General features: G+C 61.8%; 20 protein-coding genes. 3 read left to right on the forward strand and 17 right to left on the reverse strand.

Annotated elements, in window-relative coordinates; translation table 11 throughout:
- Positions 1-26: 26 nt before the first annotated feature.
- The 11 genes from gspD to gspE form a co-directional block, all read right to left on the reverse strand.
- On the reverse strand, positions 27-2441 hold the full coding sequence (gene gspD, locus ACSQ3D_RS04495) for a type II secretion system secretin GspD (RefSeq protein WP_396506019.1): 2415 nt from the start codon (positions 2439-2441) through the stop codon (positions 27-29).
- A gap of 178 nt (positions 2442-2619) precedes the next feature.
- On the reverse strand, positions 2620-3270 hold the full coding sequence (locus ACSQ3D_RS04500; RefSeq protein WP_436126050.1) for a hypothetical protein: 651 nt from the start codon (positions 3268-3270) through the stop codon (positions 2620-2622).
- Positions 3267-3827 carry a type II secretion system protein GspM gene (gene gspM / locus ACSQ3D_RS04505; protein WP_396506023.1) on the reverse strand — a complete coding sequence of 187 codons (561 nt, stop codon included), beginning with the start codon at positions 3825-3827 and terminating at the stop codon, positions 3267-3269. The genes ACSQ3D_RS04500 and gspM overlap by 4 nt, the downstream gene beginning before the upstream one ends.
- Before the next feature lie 7 nt (positions 3828-3834).
- Positions 3835-5145, reverse strand: a complete 1311-nt coding sequence (locus ACSQ3D_RS04510) for a PilN domain-containing protein (RefSeq protein ID WP_436126051.1) — start codon at positions 5143-5145, stop codon at positions 3835-3837.
- A gap of 18 nt (positions 5146-5163) precedes the next feature.
- Positions 5164-6024, reverse strand: coding sequence for a general secretion pathway protein GspK (locus tag ACSQ3D_RS04515; RefSeq protein ID WP_436126052.1), 861 nt, complete (start codon positions 6022-6024; stop codon positions 5164-5166).
- Positions 6021-6692 (reverse strand): prepilin-type N-terminal cleavage/methylation domain-containing protein, encoded by a 672-nt coding sequence (locus ACSQ3D_RS04520; RefSeq protein WP_436126053.1) that lies wholly within the window; start codon positions 6690-6692, stop codon positions 6021-6023. Before ACSQ3D_RS04520 ends, ACSQ3D_RS04515 begins: the two co-directional genes overlap by 4 nt.
- A complete protein-coding gene (locus tag ACSQ3D_RS04525) occupies positions 6689-7102 on the reverse strand; it encodes a type II secretion system protein (RefSeq protein ID WP_396506031.1) in 414 nt (137 codons plus the stop codon). Before ACSQ3D_RS04525 ends, ACSQ3D_RS04520 begins: the two co-directional genes overlap by 4 nt.
- Positions 7099-7563 (reverse strand): GspH/FimT family pseudopilin, encoded by a 465-nt coding sequence (locus tag ACSQ3D_RS04530; RefSeq protein ID WP_396506033.1) that lies wholly within the window; start codon positions 7561-7563, stop codon positions 7099-7101. Before ACSQ3D_RS04530 ends, ACSQ3D_RS04525 begins: the two co-directional genes overlap by 4 nt.
- Positions 7564-7583: 20 nt before the next feature.
- The gene (gene gspG / locus ACSQ3D_RS04535; protein WP_396506035.1) at positions 7584-8042 is read right to left on the reverse strand and encodes a type II secretion system major pseudopilin GspG; all 459 of its coding nucleotides are present in this window, start codon (positions 8040-8042) and stop codon (positions 7584-7586) included.
- Between the two features lie 21 nt (positions 8043-8063).
- Positions 8064-9326, reverse strand: coding sequence for a type II secretion system F family protein (locus ACSQ3D_RS04540; protein WP_436126054.1), 1263 nt, complete (start codon positions 9324-9326; stop codon positions 8064-8066).
- Complete coding sequence (gene gspE, locus ACSQ3D_RS04545) at positions 9319-10974, reverse strand: type II secretion system ATPase GspE (protein WP_436126182.1); 1656 nt, start codon at positions 10972-10974, stop codon at positions 9319-9321. The genes ACSQ3D_RS04540 and gspE overlap by 8 nt, the downstream gene beginning before the upstream one ends.
- Before the next feature lie 406 nt (positions 10975-11380).
- On the opposite strand from gspE, the gene ACSQ3D_RS04550 reads away from it, so the two are divergent.
- Positions 11381-13111 carry a hypothetical protein gene (locus ACSQ3D_RS04550; RefSeq protein ID WP_396506037.1) on the forward strand — a complete coding sequence of 577 codons (1731 nt, stop codon included), beginning with the start codon at positions 11381-11383 and terminating at the stop codon, positions 13109-13111.
- Positions 13112-13317: 206 nt separating this feature from the next.
- Here ACSQ3D_RS04550 and rfbC read toward each other — a convergent pair whose 3' ends face one another.
- From rfbC to ACSQ3D_RS04580, 6 genes are all read right to left on the reverse strand, one after another.
- The gene (gene rfbC / locus ACSQ3D_RS04555) at positions 13318-13866 is read right to left on the reverse strand and encodes a dTDP-4-dehydrorhamnose 3,5-epimerase (RefSeq protein WP_396506038.1); all 549 of its coding nucleotides are present in this window, start codon (positions 13864-13866) and stop codon (positions 13318-13320) included.
- Positions 13867-13884: 18 nt separating this feature from the next.
- Positions 13885-15693, reverse strand: coding sequence for an O-linked N-acetylglucosamine transferase family protein (locus tag ACSQ3D_RS04560; RefSeq protein WP_436126055.1), 1809 nt, complete (start codon positions 15691-15693; stop codon positions 13885-13887).
- A 33-nt stretch (positions 15694-15726) separates the two neighbouring features.
- Positions 15727-16611: a glucose-1-phosphate thymidylyltransferase RfbA gene (gene rfbA / locus ACSQ3D_RS04565; protein ID WP_436126056.1), complete on the reverse strand. Its 885-nt coding sequence runs from the start codon at positions 16609-16611 to the stop codon at positions 15727-15729.
- A 13-nt stretch (positions 16612-16624) separates the two neighbouring features.
- Complete coding sequence (gene rfbD / locus ACSQ3D_RS04570) at positions 16625-17515, reverse strand: dTDP-4-dehydrorhamnose reductase (protein ID WP_436126057.1); 891 nt, start codon at positions 17513-17515, stop codon at positions 16625-16627.
- Positions 17512-18603 carry a dTDP-glucose 4,6-dehydratase gene (gene rfbB / locus ACSQ3D_RS04575; RefSeq protein WP_436126058.1) on the reverse strand — a complete coding sequence of 364 codons (1092 nt, stop codon included), beginning with the start codon at positions 18601-18603 and terminating at the stop codon, positions 17512-17514. Before rfbB ends, rfbD begins: the two co-directional genes overlap by 4 nt.
- 104 nt (positions 18604-18707) lie before the next feature.
- Positions 18708-20705, reverse strand: a complete 1998-nt coding sequence (locus ACSQ3D_RS04580; RefSeq protein WP_436126059.1) for an SDR family oxidoreductase — start codon at positions 20703-20705, stop codon at positions 18708-18710.
- Positions 20706-20930: 225 nt separating this feature from the next.
- On the opposite strand from ACSQ3D_RS04580, the gene ACSQ3D_RS04585 reads away from it, so the two are divergent.
- Entirely contained in the window at positions 20931-21491 is a 561-nt protein-coding gene (locus tag ACSQ3D_RS04585; protein WP_436126060.1) for a phasin family protein, read from the forward strand.
- A 225-nt stretch (positions 21492-21716) separates the two neighbouring features.
- Positions 21717-22379, forward strand: coding sequence for a TetR/AcrR family transcriptional regulator (locus ACSQ3D_RS04590; protein WP_396506050.1), 663 nt, complete (start codon positions 21717-21719; stop codon positions 22377-22379).
- Positions 22380-22385 lie beyond the last annotated feature (6 nt).

A 22385-nucleotide genomic window follows, 5' to 3' on the forward strand; every position in this document is an offset into this window, starting at 1 on the left:
CCGAACCAAGCAGTCTATCCGCCACGTCAGTTGGAGGTGTTGGTGGACTGCGGGACTGATTGCAACGGGGTCGCCTTGGTTCCCAGGCCCAGGTTGTCGATGTCCTTCAGGCCCTTGAGCCTGTCGCGTAAGTCTTCGCTCACTTCACGGATGTCGATATCCGTGCGTACCACCCGCGGCGTGATGACGACGAGCAACTCCGTGCGCCCGCCGTTGACTGTGTTGGTGCTGAACAGCTTGCCCAGCAGGGGCACGTCCTGAAGCAGTGGAACGCCGGATTTGCCATTGGTAGCGTTGTCCTTGATCAGGCCGCCGAGCACGATGGCCTCGCCCGAGCGCACCGCCACCTTGCTGCTGATCTGCCGCTGCAAGAAAGCGCGCTGGTTGTTGGCCTCAGGAATCTGCGCCCCAACATCCGTCACCGTCTGATCGATCTGCATCGTCACCAAATTGCCGGAATTTACGGAAGGGGTTACCGAGAGCCCCACACCGGTGTCCTTGTATTGGATGGAACTGGTTGTGGCGCTGCTGGTGACGTCCGTCGTCGGCGTTGTGATGCTGCTGGTGATGGGCTGCTGGTTCCCCACGGTGATACTGGCCGTGTGATTGTCGAGAACCATCAACGACGGGCTCGAGATGACCTTGACCAGCGACTTGCTCGCCAGAGCGTGCAAAGTGGCCCGCACATTGCCGACCGACTTGCTCAGCGAGTAAGAGAAGCCACTGCCGGGGTTTTTGAATGTGCCCGTATCGCTGTTGCCGAGCACACCGGTACCGCTGTAGTTTCGGCCATTGATGCTGTGCATGTCATTGAAGGCCCATTGCAAGCCGTACTCCAGGTCGTCCGTGAGGGTGACCTCGACAATGGTGGCCTCGATCAATACCTGTGTGGGTGGCAGGTCCAGCCGCTTCAAGGTGGCCTCGATCTTTGAATACTCTGACTTCGTGCCCCACACCAGGATGGAGTTGTTCAGCTCGTCCGCCATGACGCGGATGTTGCCGATGGTGGCCACCGCCTGGCCGGCGGCCTGGGTGCCTTGCTGCGGGGTTCCAAAGCCACTACCGCTTTGATTGGTGCGGCCAAACGATCCCATCGCGGAGCCTGCTCCACCCAGGCTCAAGCCGCTCCGGTTAGCCTGCGTGCCGCCGCCCACCAGACTTCCTGTGTTGCCGAATGCGTTGGGCACCGTTTGCCCGAATGAATTACCAGTGACGCTCGACAAACCGGGGGCAATCCCGGTGTTGGTGTTGGTAGTGGAAGGGCTAGCAGCCCCGCCGAAGATGCCGCTCAGCACCGATGCCAAATGGCGTGCATTGCCGTTTTGCACCTTGTAGATGTGAAGTTGGGCTTCGGCCCCATTGTCGCTGGGCTGATCGAGCTTTTCGATCCAGCGGCGGGCCTCTTCCAGATAGGATGCCCGCGGCGTTACCACCAAAATGCTGTTGAGCCGCTCGATGGGCATGATGCGCAGGGCACCAAAGAGCGGGTTGGCTTCGCCCAGTGCCGAGGCCCCTGCCGATGGGGTGCTCGCTGATGCCACGCCGGGGCGGCCAGCGGAAGTGACGGCCCCGGGCGCACCCTGCCCCTGGCTTGCACCAGGGTTGCCGCCGCTGACCAGGGCCAGCGCAGCCTCTACTTCCTTGATACTGGCATATTTGAGAGGGAACACGCCGACCGACATGCCCTTGAGCAGGTCTACGTCGAAGGTGTTGATCATGTCGAGCCATCCCTCGGCCTGCGTGCGGGTGCCCGCCAACACCAGGAGGTTGCGCAGGTTGTCGACGCGCACCATCGATTCCGCTGGCATCATCGGGCGCAGGATGGCGGCCATTTCTGCCGCCCCGATGTACTGCAGTTGCACCACGATGGCCCCCTGCCCCGGTGACAGCGGGCCCGTGCCCACCTGACGCACAGAGCCCCCAATGGCGCGCAGCGCATCCGGACGGCCCACATGGTAGGAGCCGCGTGCATCCCGTACCATCCCCAACCCATTGGCCTGAAGGGCGCTTTCCAGCAGGAATGCCGCCTGGTCTGGAGTGACAGGATTGCGGGTGGCCAGCGTCACACTACCGGCCAGCGGCGGATGCAGAACGTAGTCCACTTTGAGAATATCGCCGAGCACGGTGCGCACCACCTGCGCCACCGGAGCTTCTTCGAAGTTCAGCGATACCGCCGGACCGTCGAACTGGGGGGTTGCCTTGGGTGCTCCCAGCACCTTGTCGTTGCCGCGAATGAGGCGAGGTTGGTTGACCGCTGCTTCGCCATCGGACGCAGTTGGGGAACTGCCACGCTCACTCACAGTGCCGTTGGGAGAAGCATCGTTGGCAGACATGACCGGCACAGCGCCCGGCGCCGGCACCTGGACCGGTGCCTGCTGCGCGTTGGATAGCTGACATACGGCAAGCGCGGTGGCAGTGAAGGCGTATTGGAATCGTTTCATAACTAGATATCTGTCCGGAGCGTAGCGTCTTTGCGCACATTCTTGCCAACGAAGACCAATGACCGCTGCGCCGAAAAGGCGGCGTCACAGTCCATGAAGCATGAGAGCGCAAAGGCTGATGATGACGAGACACAGTCGCTTAAAGCGGGCGTGCGGCGAACGCAGGCTGTCTGCATGGCTATCGGCTGCCCCCAAAAGTTGCACGTCGGGGGTCAGGCCGGTTGGGCGCCGCAGCGCCACCATTGGTACTGGCATCCGCGGATCCGGGTAGAGGCGCAGCAGCAGCAGGCGGCGGCGATGAGGGCGGCGGCACCACAGCCGCGGGCTGTCCTGTGTAGCTGGTCAGAGCAGCACGGGGCAGCGTCAATGTGCGCGTCTGCCCGGAACCGACAAACGTTGCGGTCATCCCTGAGACGGACTGCAGTACCCAGCCCTCGATGGATTCATTCAGCCGGACCCTGCGGTCAACTCCGGCAATATTGATGATGATGCTCGCCCCAGAGGGCCCCTGGAAAATTCCGGATATGCGGGCCGAACTCAGGTTGTCCACCAAGGCCGGCGTCGTCGGCTCCGGCGGTGGTGGCGGAGGAGGAGGCCGCCGGGTCACAGAAAACAGCGGCCGCTCCAGAATCGCCACGAACAGCCCCGTGTCTACCGGTGCAGCATCGGACAGACGCGGAAGCATCGCCACATAGTCTGCCTTTTGGGCACGAGGCGCCTCCCAATGCACGTTGCGGAGTTGGCCTTTGGGCGTGACCCAGAGCCCGGCGAGCACCATCACCAAGGCAACATTGATCAACACCAAAGTCAGCAGTACCGTTCGCTTCATGGGTGCTCTTTCAGCGCACTGAACGCAAAGTAGACCGCCAGCTTCGGATGGAACTTGGGAATGGTGTTTCCCAGTCCGCCAATGATCTGCACTTCAAACTCGTCGATCACCACGATGGGAGCCTGGCTTGCCAGCACGGATAGTGCACTTTGCACGGAAAGCCACTCGCCTTCTGCACGCACGGTGATAGGTATGCGGTCGTAGCCCTTGCCCGTCTTCGGCGGCAGCACCTGACTGCTGCTGATCTGAAGGCCAGCGCTGGTAAGCACATCACGAATCTGCTGCTGCGCGGCATTGCCAGCCTGCGTGGCCTCTTGGGAGGCCGGATACACGTACTTCGCCCGCGCTGTGCGGGCCGTGGTCAACGCTGCCTCAATCTCCTGACGCTGAGCGTCCAGCCCCAGCAAGCGGGAGTACCTGGGCTCAAGTTCATTGAGACGGTCTTGCGCCCATTGGTGCTTGCGGAAAATATAAGTCCCGGCGGCGCCCAAGATGGTCAAAACAAGCAGCGCCACACAGGCCAATGCCAGCATCTCGGCGGATTTTTGGCTCTTCATAAGAATATCAGGGCTTCTTGGCAGGTGAAGGCTCGCCACCTTGGGACGGGGGAGGCCGAGTGCCACCAAATGTTGCCCCCCCGAAAGTGGCCGCCGCGGGAGATGGATTGGTTTTCGGGGTATCCGCTGGCTTGGCGGCTGGTATCACCGACCCACTACCCGCTGGCGCAGACGCTGCAGGAAGCGAAGGCACAGACGACGCAGCACTGGCGGGCACTGCCGGCGCTGCAGTCACTGGAACGGCAGACGCTGCGGGCTGCGGAGGCGCCACCGTCAGAACCCCAAAGAGCTGGGGATCCAGCACAAACTCGATCATGAAGTTTTCCTTCAAGGCTCCGGCCATGCGCGTAGCTGCCGAAGGAGCACGAACGTCACGCACCCCTGGCTGGTCACTCAGTATCTGCATGAGTGCGGACGCATTGCCGGTCAAACCCACGATGGTCACTTTGTCTGCCTGGAGCTTCACGCTTTGCAAAGCCGTGTCGTCGGGCAGCGCGATCGTCAACCGGTGCATGAGCCGCAGCGGATCGATGCGGCGTCCCATGATGTCCGACAGGATGTTCAACTGCTCCACGGCTTGAAGAAGCTCCTCCCGCTGCGCCACTACAGGACGGGCACGTTCGAACACTTCACCGTAGGCGTTGACCGCCTCAATGGCCCGCAGCCGCAGTTGCGCCGTGGGCGTGACAGCCATTGCGAGCAACCAGAACAGCGCAAGAAGCAACAAGCCGTAGCCAACGGCTCGCCAGCGGTTCTCTATGCGTGCACGCAAGGTTTCCCCGTACCCCGCCATCACGATGGCGGGGCCGTGAACGGACCTCACCCAGACCTCGGGGATAGGTTCACCTGTGAGCTGCTCCTTCTGCGAAGCCAAGTATTGCTCGACTTGCTTGCGGGATGCCAAGGCGATATCAAGGTTCACCGCCCCCGGACCGCCACGCACAACCGAGTAGCCCCAGATGACGTCCTGCGCGCCGAACGGACTCGATGTTTTTACGTCGAGCGCTACAGCGCTGGCGATATCGCTCTCTGACATCGGCGGCAGGTTCAGCGTCCTGCGCAGAACCAGTGTTTCCGGCAGTTCCAGTGCCACGCACCGAGCCACAGAGACATTCATGGATCCACGGCCAGACTGCAGCTTGCCATGGAGCCACAGGGTCTTCTGTCCATCCACTTGAATCAGACGAACCGGAATGGATGGATTGATCCATGCGAGCGGCGGCCGTTTTTGCAGCGCTTGCCAGCCCTTGACCGCGGCGCGCCACACGGCATGGAGGTCCACGCCTAAAAAGCGGGCATCAGAAGAAATGGTGGGCATGTTGGGTATCTGGGTCACTCAGCGCGACATGGGTTCAATACTGCGTTCTGCATGGAGCGTTCGCCAGGCGAGCCCGTCCCGGGCGCTGGCCCCCACATCTACGATACGGGCGACACGGACGACCCCCCCGTCCGAAAGAGGCACCGCAGCTTCCACACGATATCGGCGAACAGAGGAAACCGAAACCAACGATGCGTCCAGGGAAGTAGTGTCTATCCCTTCAGCTCCGGCTTCGCGCTGCTGGACAATGCGGCGAGCCACCGCTTCATCTCCATTGGCAAGCACCATCAGAACGCCCAGCGGAGCTGCCAAAGGGTTGACCCGAGCGCCACCTCCCGATGATCCGTAGACGGTCACGAGCGGCGAAAGTCTAGCATAGAGGTCGTAGCCCACTCCTGGGATGCGCAGCAGGTCCTCTGGGGCTTCAAATCGCTCGGCCTGACCTCGCCAATCCTTTTTCTCCCGCGCTTCTATTGTCGATTGCGCCAATTGCTGCGCCGCGTCAGGCCCCAGCCCTCCCGCAAACTGATACAGGCGCGCCAACAGCGCCAGAGAGGCTCCATTCAAGTCTATCCAGCCGTTGAGCGGAGCCAGTTGAACCGGAACGGGCAAGCCCCGGTAGCTCATCGTTCCGGTGACCCCTCTGGATGGTCGGGTGGGGTTGGACGTGAGTTCTTGCAAAGCCAGTGTGATGGCCGCATCACCTATGGCTTGCGACTGCACGGCCTGACTCTGCGCAGACACTGCGCGGATTTCGCCACGGGTGGCTCTGCTCATGCCTGTTACCAAAATGGACAGCGCGGCGACGACCCACAGCACCGCAATCATGGCCATGCCCTTGGCTCTTCGATTAAGTTGCAGAGACGGCGTGCGCATCATGAGCTTCCACCGCCAAAAACCGCATCACCACCCGACCCTCGAGCACCCCGGGGCGTGGAGCGCATGGGAATCACCATCATGGGCCATTCACCCGCTGACGAGGCGACCGCAATGGCCACCCGGTCCGGCAGCAATTCGGGATGGCTCCAGCCAGCCACCCACTGCACGGGCTCCAGGTTCGTATTCGCGTAACGGAAAGCAAGGGTATTGGCACCGGGCAGCAGCAGACGACTTTGCGCCTGAGACCAGTCCGGCACAGGCACCTCGCCCGCCCAGGGCACGAAACTGAGAACCAAGCCAGTCTGCCCATCCGCTTGCCCCAGCGCCAGTCGGAAATAGTAACGCCCACCAATCCCATGCCGTGCCGGCATGATGCCGATCCAGGTGACCGTGGTGGGAGTGCCCTCGAAGAAGTAAGGGGCCTGCCCTGCCACCGAAGGTTCGTTCAGCCTCTGCAAGAAAGTGCGGCCCATGGCGGACCGGAGAAATCCAGAAGCAATACGGAGCTCGTCAGTCTGCAGCAAACGGGCGTCTATTTTTTCACCGGTCTGCGCCGTGGTGCGCAGCGCGGAGCCCATGGCCAGAACGATGAGAGACAGAAGTGTCATCACCACAAGCACTTCCACAAGGGTGAAGCCGCGTGACGGCTGCCGAGACGCGATCTTCACCGGGGAGCCCCCAGACCTTCGATTTTGCGCTCGGGCAGCAGTGTGGTCATCGCGATGGTTCGCGCAGTGGCTCCGTCTTGCCAGCTCACCAAAAATTCCACCTCTTGAAGCTTCGGCACGGCAGGGCCTTGCACAGATGTGGCATAGGGCGCACTGCGGACTTGCCACACATAGCCACCCGAGCTTCCGCCGTCCTGCCACCCGTCTGGCGAAACGCTGTCTCGCATGGACAGCAAAGACTCGGCCAAAAGAACTGCGCCCTGCTGGCGCTCAGCCACCCCCGCTGCACGCGCACTTCCGCCACTGGCCCTAAAAAGCATGGTCAAGGAAATCGCCATGATGACAAAGGCCACCAGCAATTCAAGCAGTGAAAAGCCACGCTGCCCGGACATACGCGGTTGCCCCTTCATGGCCCCACAGGCTCTTGGCTGACGCGACCTGAAAGCCAGTCCACACGCAGCCTGACGCCTGCATTGCTGGATGCACGCAGCACGTCGATGCTTCCGCCCGTGGCGCCGCCATCCGGCAGGAAACGAATGGCCGCTACGCCCTCGGCTGTCAGCTCGGCACCAGCGACTGTTGCGCGCACCGTGAGCGATTCTGGAAGTGCATGCATGGTGTTGCCCTGAACCCCGAAGCTGCGTTGCTGCAGATCAACGCTGAACCGGGTCTCGGTGCGCCGCGCGACAGCCTGTTGGCGCGCTTCACGCAACTCCGAGAGCATGGTGCGCAAAACATCCCGATATTGGGCAGTCTCGCGCATCTTCTGGTAGGCAATCGGCGTGATGCCAATCAAAAGCCCCATGATGGCAAATGCCACGAGAAGCTCCACCAAAGTGAAACCTCCGTGGCGCCTCGGCTGCAAGCGCACTTCAGTGATCCAGGAACAGGTCAGGGGGTGTTGCGAACGTCTGCGTTCTCACCCTCGCCCCCGGGAGCACCGTCAGCACCCAGCGAGAGTATTTCTATGCCCCCGTTAGAACCGGAGTTGCTGTAGCGGTACGGGCGTCCCCATGGATCCGAAGGAACATTGCCCTTAACGTAAGGGCCAGACCAGCTGGCGGCATTGCCTGGACGCTTTACCAGCGCTTCCAGCCCCTCCTCGGTGGTGGGGTAACGCCCCACATCCAACTTGAACAGTTCCAGGGACTTGTCCAGGTCTGAAATTTGCACACCCGCCGTCTTGGACTTCGCTCCACCCAACTGATTCAGAACCCTTGGGCCCACCAAACCAGCGAGAAGCGTGAGGATGGCCAGAACCACCAGCAATTCGATCAGGGTGAAACCACGCTGGAGGCGACCATGGGCCCGCGCCACGCGCGCGACCTGGGATGTATGAGTACTCGTCATGGGAAGATGATTCCTTAACATTTAAACAGCGAGATCATTCACGGAAAGAATGCCAAGCAGGATGGAGACGATGATGGCGGCAATAAAGACCCCGAGAATCAGGATCAAAGCGGGCTCCACCAAAGTGAGAAGTCGTTTGATCCCGGTTTCAACCTCCCGGTTCAATATGTTTGCCAATTCCAGCATCATGGGGCCGGTGCGACCTGTCTCTTCGCCTACGCGGATGAGATTGATGGCAAGGGGCTCAAAAATACCCGTGGCTGAAATCGCCTGCACCATCTTGCCCCCCTCCTTGACGATAGGGGCCACCTTGACCAACTCCTGACGCAGTACGGAGTTACTGACGGTCTCCGTCGCGATGTGCAGCGCCGTCAAAAGGGGCACTCCATTGCCAAGCAGTGTCCCCAAGGAGCGGGAAAAAAGCGTGAGTTGATACTTCAAGGCCAAGGGTCCCATCAAGGGCACTCTCAACAGCCGCACCTGCCACCAGCGCTTGCCAGAAGGCGACTTGAGCCATCGTGACAGTGCAACCCACAACAACACAGCCCCCACACCCAGAAACAGACCATAGCGCGTAAAAATTTGGCCCAGCCCCATCACCAGGCGGGTGGGGGTGGGCAGCGCGTCTCCCATGTCCATGAACAACTTTTCGAACTGGGGCACGACGAAGCCCAGCATCACGATCAGCGAGAGCACGGCGACACCCAGCAAAATCGCGGGGTAGATGGTGGCAGAAATGACGCTGTCGCGCAGAGCTCGCTGGCGCTCCATGTGCTCGACCAAGCGGTCGAGCACTGCCGACATCTGTCCGCTGGCTTCGCCCGATCGCACCATGTTGATATAGAAATCGCCAAACAGCGACCCGTGGCGCGCCAGGGCCTTGCTCAGCGGAGTTCCGCCTTTGACTGCATCCAGCGTCGAGCCCACGAGTTCCGCCACACTCGGCTTGTGGCTCATATCGATTAGCACGCGCAGGGCGTTGTCCAGTGCAAGCCCCGCGCGTAGCATGATCGCCAGTTCCGAGGTCAGCGCGAGCACATCTGCTGAATTCACGGCGCTTTTGTCCACACGGCTTTTGCGCCTGCTTCCGAACACGGAAGCGCCGGTCTGCACGCCCGATACCGCGGCGCCGGCGCCACCGGACGCTGCCGCCTCTTGTACCGTCAGTGGGGTCAGTCCTTTGTCACGAAGCGCCTTCATGACCGCCACGGCACTGCCGGCTGACAGTTCGCCCTCCTGAATTTGCCCCTGCGCGGAGGCCGCCCGCCAGACGAAATCAGGCATCGGACTGGTCCTGCGTCACTCGCGCCAATTCGTCGAGGGATGTCGCACCGGCAGCAACCTTGCGAAGACCATCTTCATGCAGGCTCAACATCCCATTGGCCGCCGCGATGCCGTGCATGGTATTTGCGTCACGCCCTTCAAGGATGGCCCGTCGAATGGGCTCATCCAGCACCAGTAGCTCGTGGATGCCGGTGCGCCCCTTGTAGCCCGACTGCCGGCATTCGGGGCAACCGACGGCCCGGTAGATCAGGCGTTGCCCTTGCGGCATGAAGCGATGAAGTCCTGAACCGGTCATCACGGTGGCATCAGGCTCATAAGATTCCTTGCAGACATTGCACAGCGTGCGCACCAGCCGCTGGGCCAACACACCATTGACCGACGACGTGATCAGATAACGCTCCACGCCCATGTCCTGCATTCGAATGACCGCCCCAGCAGCGGTGTTGGTGTGCAGCGTCGACAGGACCAAGTGGCCAGTGAGTGCCGATTGGACAGCAATCTGCGCCGTCTCACCATCGCGCATTTCCCCGATCATGATGATGTCGGGGTCCTGACGCAGGATCGAGCGCAAGGCATTGGCAAATGTCAGGTTGATCTGGGCATGCACCTGAATCTGGTTGATGCCATCGAGCTGGTACTCCACAGGATCTTCCACGGTGATGATCTTTTGCTCGCTGGCATCGATCTTCGCAAGCGCGGCATAGAGAGTCGTGGTTTTTCCGGAGCCTGTAGGCCCCGTGACCAGCATGATGCCGTGCGGCTTCGCCAGCAACCCGTTGAAACGTGCGAGGGTATCGGCTTCAAACCCCATTTTTTCAAGATCAAGCCTGACGCTGGCGCGGTCCAGCACCCGCATGACAACGCTTTCTCCATGGACTGTGGGCACGGTAGAGACACGCAAGTCCAGTTCACGGCCTTTCACACGCGTCTTGATGCGGCCGTCCTGAGGAAGGCGACGCTCCGCAATATCCAGATGCGCCAACAACTTGACCCGCGAGCTGACAGCAGCGCTGAGCCGCGGGGGGACCAACTCCCCCGGATGAATGACTCCGTCGACCCGGTACCGCACATGCAACCCATCATCAAACGGCTCCAGATGGATGTCAGATGCTCGCAGGTCGATGACACGCCCAATGACCGAGTTGACCAGCCGGATGACGGGCGCCTCACTGGCGAGATCCTTCAGGTGCTCGACGAAGTCTCCCCCATCGGTGGAGTCTTCCAACCCATCGTCAGCCTCGGCGGCCTCCTCGACAGGCCCGGCCAATGCCTTCTCGATATCGCTGTCCAGCGCCAGAAGGGGCTGGATTTCAAGGCCAGTTGCAAGATGAAGGGCCTTGATGACAAAAGCGTCCTGGGGCTTGGACATGGCCACCTGAAGTACAGCCCCCTCCACGCGCAGGGGGCACACGCCATTGGCATGCAGAAATTCTGGAAGCAACCCATCCACCTCGGGCAACAAATCCGGAAAGTCTTGCGCTTGAGCCAGCGGCAATCTCAACTGGGCAGAAATCGCCAAGGCGATGTCCAGGTCGGAAACTACACCGAGGCGAACCAGAACACGCCCCAGGAGTCCGCCCATTTCCTGCTGCGCCAGAAGGGCGCGCTCAAGATCGCGAGCGCTCAACTTGCCGGAACGCACCAGCATTTCACCTATCCGCAGGTGCGGTGTGTCTGGCGAGCTGTCAGTTGGGATGGATAGCAAAATGGGTTCTGTGGTCATGTGCGCAATGCCCAAGCCGCGAAGAAGTCTTGGGAGCAGCCAGGAGGCGCGAAGGCGTGAGTGTATCCGGGGCAGCAGGGGCACCCCCAGCCATCATTTACATTCCAATGCACGACCCATGGCGGCTACCGCCTCGAAGATTCAGCTTTTCCCTGGTGCACATCTTTTCATGCAGTTACTTTCCTGTGGCACTCGCCCTCAACTCCGACAAATTGCGTGGTACCTGAGCACAGGAGCCTTGGCGCTAGGCGCAGGCGCCTGGGGATTCTGGCTGTTCGCATCAAGCCCACACCCACCAGCACCCGAGAGGGATTCCCTCCTTCTAGCACCCATGATCGGCGTGATCGAGAACTGCATCCTGCGTCCTTCAGATACAAGCGCAGCACCCAGCAACGGCCTTTCCCAAAAATGCGATGGTGAACAAGGGTCCGCTGCGGCGTTGGTGGAGTCGACACTTTCCGCCCTGGCACCCCATTCCACCGCTCAGCTGAAAAAGGTGCAATTGGGCTACACACTCCCCGTGCCGTTGCTGCAGCTGATACGACAGACGCCCGCCGGATGGGAAGTGGATGTTGATACCGCCAACAAGTTTGCGAGAACGATTCGCGACAATGAGCGCCCTCTGATTCTTTACTTGTTCTCTTCGCACTTCTCGACAGGTGCACCGATCGAGAAAATTCTGGCATCCGATGGGGACAACATCGCATCGACCCAAGATGGGCGCCTGAGCACCGGCAGTTACTATGGTGAACCGGTCTACCACTGGTCCACGGCATCGACTCATAACGCCATCACCCGCTGGAGGGTGCGAACCATCAATACGTTGGTCGATCAAATTTGTCGCCTGCCCCCCAAAGACCGAGAGAAGATCCAGGGCATTACCTTGCTGGGCGAGACCCATCAATACTTTCCGAATTTTGAAAGTGGCATGGGCTTTGACTCGCCATATCGGGTCACGGATTACAGTCCACGCTCTGTGGCGGGATTTCAGTCTTTCCTCGCACAGAAATTCGATAGCATCGGCACGCTGAACAGGAGCGTGGGATCCAGTTACTCTTCGTTCAGCGACGTCAAGCCGCCATCCAAGGATATCCGTTCAGAAAAGCTCAGTGGCTTCACTGAGCATATCGACTCTTTTGCCCACGGCTCGCTGCCCATATCGGGGTGGGTCTATGTCCCAGCCAATCACGCCGGCAACACCTCATCGCCGAGGATTCAGATTTACCTCAATGGCAAGTTCTGGGGCAAAACCAATGTGAACATAAGACGCCAAGACGTCTTGGAAGCTCATCCAGAAATGGGCAATGCAGATACCGGCTGGAGAGTGGACATGGACTACCGGCGCATGCCCCTGGGCGTGCACAAGTTGGATATTTTCCTGGAGGCGGGCGGGGGTGGACTCACGCACCTCGGTTCGCGGCGCATTGTCTTGATGGACAAGAGTCAGGCAACGCCTCTGGAACACGCATCGTCAGCGCTGCCCCCGCGCATATCGGCACCATCATTTCCTTTCCATCTTGACCAACCCAGAGATTTGTATTCGTACTATTACAACCCCTTGGTGCCACTCTGGCTGGAATTCCGCGAAAAACAAATCAAGGACTACATTGATTTCTTCGGCCACCTGCTCGCCGAATCATGTTTGTCGGGCGTTCCCAGGTACGCTCACCAGATATTTCCCTATGCCAATCCTAGCTGGGACTCCAACAAGCTGTCAGTGGGCTCATCACTCCAAGGAAGTAAGTCCTATCTTCCGGGCGTCAGTCTCTACGGCGATGCAACATACGGCACGTCATTCTTGTCTTGGCACCAGCGAGGTCCGCGCCGTCCGTATGGCATCACCGAGTTTCATCCGTTGAAGCCGTTGGATGCCAAGGCGATTCAGGACGTGATCGAAACCCATCGGCGCAGCGGCGCTAGGTTTTTGTCGTTCTTCCTTGAACCCCGCTGGGAAGGGACCGCGACTCCCAGGAATCACAATATATTTTCTTTCGACCCGAACAATCCGCAGTTTGGATCGGATGTACTGTATGAATCGGTTCGGCAGGTTATCTCTCGCTAGGGACCCGCTGCACGAATCATCGGGCCGTGTGCATCTGCGGTCTCGGGCGGCCTGCGGCGTTGCCAATACTCGCAATAGCTACGGCTATGGCTGCGTTTTGCGCCTTGCACTCCATCCCGATCCGCAGCGCACATTTGGCAGCTCGATTCCTGCAGAGGATCCCTAGCAAGCGAAGACGGCAAGAACATTGCGGCCAGAAGACATGATCAATCAAATGTCTCGGCCAGATGAAAGGCTGATCCTTCAGCATCTTTGGGCGAGACTTGGGGCGATACTCCATCCAGTTGCCAATCGATGCCAAGTGTCTTGTCGTTCCATACGACACATCGCTCATGGGCAGGCGCATAGTAGTCGGTGGTCTTGTAGAGAAAATCCGCACTCTCGCTGAGAACCACAAAACCATGTGCAAAACCAGGTGGCACCCACAGTTGACGCCTGTTGTCAGCGCTCAGCAACTCCCCCACCCATTGACCAAAGGTGGGTGAAGATCGGCGCATATCCACAGCCACGTCAAAAACAGCGCCGGAGACAACGCGCACGAGCTTGCCCTGTGGCTGTTGAATCTGGTAATGAAGACCCCGCAGCACTGATTTGGCGCTGCGGCTGTGGTTGTCCTGAACAAAGGTGCACTCGCGCCCTATCGCTTCCTCGAAACGCTGATGGTTGAAACTTTCGAAGAAAAATCCTCGAGAGTCCTCGAAGACTTTCGGTTCCAGCACGAGGACGTCGGGGATGAGTGTGGGAGTAACGCGCATGTCAACTTCAATCAAATGTCAATGGTGAGGGGTTGGAAGAGCCGGTACTGAAAACTGCTCAGGAGGCAGACCAGCCTGCCAACGATCGTGCATCGTCGTGAATGCGCGCTCAATGGCGGCGGTGAAAGCTGGGGTGTCAAACAACGGAAGATGCATTCGATGGGTCGACAGCTGCGTCTTCAATTGCGTCAAACGCTGTGGATCATCGGCAAGGGCCTTCGCCAGCGCGAAATACTCGTCGAGCGAGTGCGCGATCAGTTCGGGCAAGTGCGTCGCGTGAAGCAAGCTGGCCGCGACCCGACCTGCAAATGACTGGCCCTGCAACGTGACAACAGGCACACCGGCCCAGAGGGCGTCACTGGCCGTCGTGTGTGCGTTGTAGGGCAAGGTATCCAGCAGCAAGCCTGCATGCACATGCCGAGCCAAATGCATCTCCAGCGATCGACGCTGGGCAAAAACAAGCCGCTCCGCGGCCACACCACGGCTCACAGCCTCCGATCTGAGCCGCTGCTGGATGGTTTCGGATTCACAGATCAACCACAGCACGCTGCCCTTTACCTCGCGCAGCAACTTCATCCAGACGGCGAAAAAGGTCGGGGTTATTTTGTAGCAGTTATTGAAAGCGGCGAACACGAAGCCACTGGGGGGAAGCCCTTCATCCTTGCGCGAAGGAGCATCCGCCGCAATGCCTCTTCGGTTGTCATTGGCTTGATAGCAGGCAGGCATGTGCACGATCTTTTCAGCATAGTTCTGCTGGCTGGAAAAGGGCGTGACGATCGCATCGCCAATCACATAGTCGAAGGCAGACACGCCCAAACTACCTGGGTACCCCAGATAGTTGACGACGATGGGCGCAGGACGCCGAAGCAGCGCAGAGGCCATGGCATTCCTCGTAAATCCTTTCAGGTCGACTGCAATGTCAATCTGAAGCGATCTCAAATGATCGGCAATCGACGCACTCGTCCAATCCCGCACATCCAGAAAATGCTCGAAGGATTTGCTGACACGGTCGCGCATCGGCGATCCGTCATCAGGCCCGAATGACACACCGAAGGTCTCAAAGCGCGAGCGGTCATGCGCTTCGAACATGCCGACAGCGAGATGAGAAGTGGCATGCTCGTGAAAGTCAGAGGAGAGGTATGCAACCTTGATTCGGCTGTTTCGAGGGCGCGGTGGGTGATGAAAAGGAGAAATCTCTTCCCGAATCACAATGTCGTGCGCATATGCTGCGGCACACTTCAGATGGAGCGCTTCGTCTTCGCTGAAAGACAGCGCTTCGAAAGGCAACAGGGCAGGCCGGTCCTGTGCCACAGCTGCCTGAACTCGGGGGATGATGTCTGGCAAATCACTCCATTGACAAGACTCCATGGAGGCCCGCCAAAGACCCGTCCACGCGGCACCGCGGTCTGGCGCCAGATTCAGGGCTGCGCGAAATGCTTCGACAGCTTCCTCATGCCGAGAAAGTGCCTGCAAGATGGTGGCGCGGGTGATCCACGCCGTCACATATTCGGGGCGCATCGCGAGCGCCCGTGAAACGGCATGCAGCGCATCCTGCGTCGCACCGAAATCCTGCAATGCATTCGCAAAATTGTTCCATGCCAGGGGATCGCCGGGGTTGATCTCAACGCTGCGCTGAAGAAGTTCAACGGCTTGCTGGAGCTGCCCCATTTGGCCCGCCAGTACACCCGATAAATGCAGCGCCAACGCATGGCTGGGACTCTGCGCGAGCACCTGCCGATACAAGGCCTGCGCCGCAGCCTTGTGCCCGGATTTCTGCAAATCCAGACCGCGCTTGACCATCTCGAACAACGGATCAACCATGCTCATTTCGACCTGCCCACGTTTCGTTCACCTTCACCATCAGTAAACGACATCCCGAAGAAGGCGCATGAGATAACTGCCGTAACCGCTCTTGGCCAGCGGCTGCGCCAAGCGCTCCACCTGCGCGGCGTCTATCCATTGGTAGCGCCAGGCGATCTCTTCCGGACACGCAATCTTCAAGCCCTGCCGGTGCTCCAGCGTCGCAATGAACTGCCCCGCTTCCAGCAGGCTCTCGTGCGTGCCGGTGTCCAGCCAGGCGTAGCCGCGGCCCATGATCTCCACGTTGAGCTGGCCCTTGTCCAGGTACAGGCGGTTCAGGTCGGTGATTTCGTACTCGCCCCGCGCTGACGGCTTCAGGCTCTTGGCCAGTTCCACCACGCTGCTGTCGTAGAAGTACAGGCCGGTGACGGCATAGCTCGACTTGGGCTGCGCGGGCTTTTCCTCCAGCGAGAGGACCTTGCCCTGCGCATCGAACTCTGCCACGCCGTAGCGCTCGGGGTCGTGCACGTGGTAGGCGAACACGCTGGCGCCGTCGGTGCGCTGCATCGCGTTTCCGAGCAGCTCATGAAAGTCGTGGCCGTAGAAGATGTTGTCGCCCAGTACCAGCGCGCTGGGCGCGCCGTCCAGAAACTTTTCGCCGATGACGAAGGCCTGGGCCAGGCCGTCCGGGCTCTCCTGCACCGCATAGTCCAGGCGGATGCCCCACTGGCTGCCATCGCCCAGCAGTTGCTCGAACCGCGGCGTGTCCTGCGGGGTGCTGATGATGAGGATGTCGCGGATGCCCGCCAGCATCAGCGTGCTCAGCGGGTAATAGATCATGGGCTTGTCGTACACCGGCAGCAGTTGCTTGCTGATGGCCAGGGTGGCCGGGTGCAGACGGGTGCCGGAGCCCCCGGCGAGGATGATGCCTTTGCGTTGCGTCATGGTCAGGTGCCGTTCACAGAATTTCAGCCAGCATGCGCGCCACGCCCGCTTGCCAATGCGGCAGCTGCAGGCCGAAGGTGGCTTGCAGCTTGCCGGTGTTCAGGCGCGAGTTGTGCGGGCGCACTGCAGGGGTGGGGAATGCGCTGGTCGGCACGGGCGCCACCTCTTTTGCTTTGATTTCGATAGCAGGTTGCGCAATCTGCGCCTGCGCCAGCACGTATTTGGCGTAGGCATTCCAGGTTGTCTCGCCCGCGGCCACGCAGTGGTAGAGGCCCGCATCCTGCGGGCGCTGCTGCAGGTGGCGGATGGCGTGGGCCGTGACGTCGGCCAGCAGGTCGGCGCCGGTGGGCGCGCCCCACTGGTCGTCGATCACCGTCAGGCGCTCGCGCTCCTGCGCCAGGCGCAGCATGGTCTTGGCGAAGTTGCCGCCGCGGGCGGCGTAGACCCAGCTGGTGCGCAGGATCAGGTGCTGGGCGCCGGCCTCTGCAATGCGTTGCTCGCCTTCGAGCTTGGTGCGGCCGTAGACGCTCAAGGGGGCCGGCCCGTCGGTCTCCACCCAGGGGCGGCTGCCGCTGCCGTCGAACACGTAGTCGGTGCTGTAGTGCACCAGCCAGGCGCCGAGCCTTGCGGCCTCCTGCGCGATGGCGCCGGGGGTGGTGGCGTTGAGCGTGCGCGCAAAGTCGGGCTCGCTCTCGGCCTTGTCCACCGCGGTGTGGGCTGCGGCATTGACGATGACGTCGGGGCGCAGGGCGCGCACCGTCTCCACCACGCCAGCGGTGTTCGAGAAATCGCCGCAATGCTCGGTGCTGTCGAAGTCCAGCGCCGTCACGGAGCCCAGCACCGACAGGCTGCGCTGCAGCTCCCAGCCGACCTGGCCGCTTTTGCCAAAGAGCAGGATGTTCATGCGCTGGCGTCCGCCACGGCCGCGGGCTCCTGCGCCGCGTACTGGGTCTGCACCCAGTCGCGGTAGGCGCCGGTCTGCACGCTGGCCACCCAGTCGGCATGGTCCAGGTACCACTGCACCGTCTTGCGGATGCCGGTGTCGAAGGTCTCGGCGGGCTTCCAGCCCAGCTCGCGTTCGATCTTGCGCGCGTCGATCGCGTAGCGGCGGTCGTGGCCGGGGCGGTCCTTCACATAGGTGATCTGGGTGCGGTAGCTCTGGCCGTCGGCGCGGGGGCGCAGCTCGTCGAGCAGGCTGCAGACCATGTTCACGATCTCGATGTTGGGCTTCTCGTTCCAGCCACCGACGTTGTAGGTCTCGCCGGGGGCACCGGCCTCCAGCACGCGGCGGATGGCGCTGCAGTGGTCCTTCACGTACAGCCAGTCGCGCACCTGCATGCCGTCGCCATACACCGGCAGGTTCTTGCCGGCCAGGGCGTTGACGATCATCAGCGGGATCAGCTTCTCGGGGAAGTGGTACGGCCCGTAGTTGTTGCTGCAGTTGGTGGTGAGCACCGGCAGGCCGTAGGTGTGGTGCCAGGCGCGCACCAGGTGGTCGCTGGCGGCCTTGCTGGCGCTGTAGGGGCTGTTGGGCTCAAAGCCGCGCGTCTCGGCAAAGGCCGGGTCGGTGGGCGCGAGCGATCCATACACCTCGTCGGTGGAGACGTGCAGGAAGCGGAAGGCCGCGCGCTCGCCCTCGGGCAGTGCGCCCCAGTAGGCCCGCACGGCTTCGAGCAGGCGGAACGAGCCCACGATGTTGGTCTGGATGAAGTCCTCGGGCCCGTGGATGGACCGGTCCACATGCGACTCGGCCGCGAAGTTGACCACGGCGCGGGGCTTGTGCTCGGCCAGCAGGCGGGCCACCAGGGCGGTGTCGCCGATGTCGCCCTGCACGAAGATGTGGCGCGCATCGCCCTGGACACCGTCCAGGTTGTGCACATTGCCCGCGTACGTGAGCTTGTCGAGGTTGACCACGGGCTCGCTGGAAGCAGCAAGCCAGTCAAGAACGAAGTTGGCGCCGATGAAGCCTGCGCCGCCGGTAACCAGAATCATGGGTAAGCCGTCTGAGAATGCCTTGCGGCAAAGCTGGCGATTATCCCACCCGCGTTTCCGGCTGGACGTAACAAGCCCCAACGGGCACAGGCCGGCACCAGGACTCAGAAATGGATGCCGCGCATCATCTGCTGCAGTGCCACCGCCTCGGCCGACAGCTGCGGCTTGGCGGCCTTGTCGCCCTTGTCCCCCTTGGCCGCTGCGGTGGAGTCCGGGAACATGCGAAAGCTCGTGTTCATCGTGATCTGCGCCACGCGCGGCACCAGGGCATGCAGGATCTGCCCGGTGATGCCCAGGCGGGTGGCGATGCGCACCGGCTTGAAGATGCAGGCCTGGGCGATCATGTCGGCCGCCTCCTCGGGGCTCAGCGTCGGCACGTTGTTGTAGATCTTGGTGGGCGCGATCATGGGCGTGCGCACCAGCGGCATGTTGATGGTGGTGAAGGTGATGCCCTGGTCGGCGAACTCGCTCGATGCACAGCGCGTCCAGGCATCGAGCGCCGCCTTGCTGGCCACATAGGCCGAGAAGCGCGGCGCATTGGTCAGCACCCCGATGGAGCTGATGTTCACCACATGGCCCTTGCGCCGGGCCACCATGCCGGGCAGGAAGCCCATGGTCACGCGCAGGCAGCCGAAGTAGTTGAGCTGCATGGTGCGCTCGTAGTCATGAAAGCGGTCGTAGCTCGACTCGATGGCGCGGCGGATGGAGCGGCCCGCGTTGTTGATGAGGAAGTCCACGCCGCCGTGCTTGTCGATCAAGAGCTGCACGAAGCGGTCGCAGTCGGCCATGTCGGCGATGTCGGCCGCATAGGCGATGAACTCGTAGCCCTTGGCCCGCGCCTCGGCGCAGGCCTCGTCGAGCTTGTCCTGGTCGCGCCCGCAGATCACCGTGGTGGCGCCCGCCTCGGCAAACTTGTGCGCGGCGGCCAGGCCGATGCCCGAAGAGCCCCCGGTCACCAGCACCACCTTGCCGCCCACCGTGCCCTTGAGCGAACGGTCGATGAAGAGCTCCGGGTCCAGGTTGCGCTCCCAGTAGTCCCACAGGCGCCAGGCGTAGTCCTTGAGGTTGGGGCAGGTCACGCCCGAGCCCTTGAGCGCCGCGAGCGTCTCGCGGCAATCGAAGCGCGTGGGGTAGTTCACAAACGTCAGCATGTCCTCGGGCAGGCCCAGGTCCTTCAGCACGGCGTTGCGCACGCGGCGCACCGGGGCCAGCGCCATCAGGCCCTTCTTCACGCTCTTGGGGATGAAGCCCAGCAGCGCCGCGTTGATGAACAGGTTCATGCGCGGTGCGTGCGCTGCGCGGCTGAAGATGTCCAGCACGTCGCCCACGCGGTAGCCCACTGGGTCCACCAGGTGGTAGCACTTCTTGACGATGTCCTTCTGGTGGCTGATCACGTTCAGGGCATCGACCACGAAATCCACCGGCACGATGTTCACGCGCCCGCCTTCCAGGCCCACGGTGGGCATCCAGGGCGGCAGCAGCTGGCGCAGGCGCTGGATCAGCTTGAAGAAGTAGTAGGGCCCGTCGATCTTGTCCATCTCGCCGGTCGTGCTGTCGCCCACCACCATGGCCGGGCGGTACACCGTCCAGGGCACCTTGCAGTCCTGGCGCACGATCTTCTCGCTCTCGTGCTTGGTCTGGAAGTACGGGTGGTCCAGGCCCTCGGCCTCCTCGAACATGTCTTCGCGGAACACGCCTTCATACAAACCGGCGGCGGCGATGGACGAGACGTGGTGGAAGTGGCCGGCGTCGATGGCCTTGGCCAGGTCCACCGTGTTGCGCGTGCCTTCGATGTTCACGGCCACCTGGGTCTCTTCGTCGGCCCCCAGGTCGTACACCGCGGCCAGGTGGTAGAAGTGGTCGATCTGGCCCTTGAGCTTTTTGATGTCGTCCGCCGCCACGCCCAGCTTTTTGGCCGTGAGGTCGCCGAACACCGGCACCGCGCGGGCGGCCGTCGTGCCCCAGAAGCTGCGCAGGTCGGCCACCTTGTCAGCGCTTTCGCGGCGGATCAGGAAATGCACCACCGCTCCCTTGCGCTCCAGCAGCTTCTTGACCAGCCGCTTGCCGATGAACCCTGTTGCCCCCGTCACGAAATACTGCATGGATAACTCCTGTGTGATCGCCCGATTCTTGCGCAGGCCCACCGGGCGCGGATTCAGCACAAACCCGCGCCGAATCGGGGGCAGCCCCGGCGCCGCCAGTAGACGGCACGCTCTACACTTTTAGGAGCCGGTGCCTACACCTTGCGCGCCGTGCGGCGTACAGTCCGGCCATGCGTGCAAGGCACCCTGCCCTGACAACCCCACCATCCACACAACGGAGGCCCCATGGTCAAGAAACTGCAGAAACTCAGCGCTGACAACAAGAAGAGCAACGCCCAACTGTCGGGCACCGTGAAGGACTCCGCCCAGCAGATCTGGCTGGCCGGCCTGGGCGCCTTCTCCAAGGCCCAGGAAGAAGGCGGCAAGGTGTTCGAAGCCCTGGTCAAGGAAGGCCTGACCATCCAGCGCAAGACCCAGGCCGTGGCCGAAGAGAAAATCTCCGAAGCCACCAGCCGCGTGACCAACATGGCCACCGACATCGGCTCCAAGGCCCAGGGCCAGTGGGACAAGCTCGAGAACATCTTCGAAGACCGCGTGGCCAAGGCCCTGGCCAAGCTGGGCGTGCCCTCCGCCCGCGACATAGAAGCCCTGAACGCCCGCATCGACGCGCTGTCCAAGGGCACGAGCAAGACTGCACCCAAGGCCGCCGCAACGAAGAAGGCAGCTCCCGCCAAGAAGGCCTCAGCCAAGAAAGCGCCCGCCAAGGCCGCTGCAGCACCAGCCAAGAAGGCCGCCGCCAAGCCCCGCGCCGCCGCCAAGAAGGCGGCGCCCGCAGCATCCAACTGATGCTGCGGCACGCTACGGCACGGGCCGTCCGCCCGCGCTGAAGAGGCCCAAGACAAAACGGCCGGCATGCCTTTGGCGTGCCGGCCGTTTTGCCGTGCGGCCCGGGCGCAGCGCGCCGCGCAAGGCCTATCAGATTTGATGCAATGCAGCATCTGCCGCTCGGTTAGAGTGTCGCCAGAGACAAGCACATACCGATCCCCAAAGACGCGAAGAGGGCCCGCCCACATGGTGAAGAAAGCGCCACGCCGCACCGCAGAACGCATTCTGGAAGTCACGCTCGACCTGTTCAACCGGTTCGGCGAACCCAACGTCTCCACCACGCTCATCTCCGCCGAGCTGCGCATCAGCCCCGGCAACCTGTACTACCACTACCCTGCCAAGGACGAGCTGATCAACGCGCTGTTCGATCGCTACGAGCTGTCGCTCAACGAACTGCTGGCCGCCGCCGACGGGGTGCGCAACGTGGAGGACGCCTGGTTCTTCATGCACACGCTGTTCGAGCTGATCTGGCAGTACCGCTTTCTGTACCGCGACCTCAACGACTTGCTGTCCAAGAACCGGCGCCTGGAGACGCACTTCCAGGCCATCCTGAAGAACAAGACCCGTGCGGTGCGCGCCATGCTGGACGGCATGGGCCGTGCGGACGCGCTGCACATCGACACGCGCGAGCTGGAGGCCACGGCGACCAGCATGGTCGTGGTGCTCACCTACTGGCTCAGCTTCGAATACGTGCGCGACCCGCGCCGGGCCCTGGAGCCCGAGAGCGCGCAGGCGGCGCTGCTGCGCGGCGCCCACCATGTGCTCAACCTGCTGATGCCGTACCTGGAGGCCGGCCAGCGCGCGCACCTGCTGCAGCTCGTGGAGGCCTACGCCGCAGCGCCCGGCTGACGGGCC

The sequence above is a fragment of the Acidovorax sp. LjRoot117 genome, assembly GCF_964252695.1.
GTDB lineage: Bacteria > Pseudomonadota > Gammaproteobacteria > Burkholderiales > Burkholderiaceae_C > Acidovorax.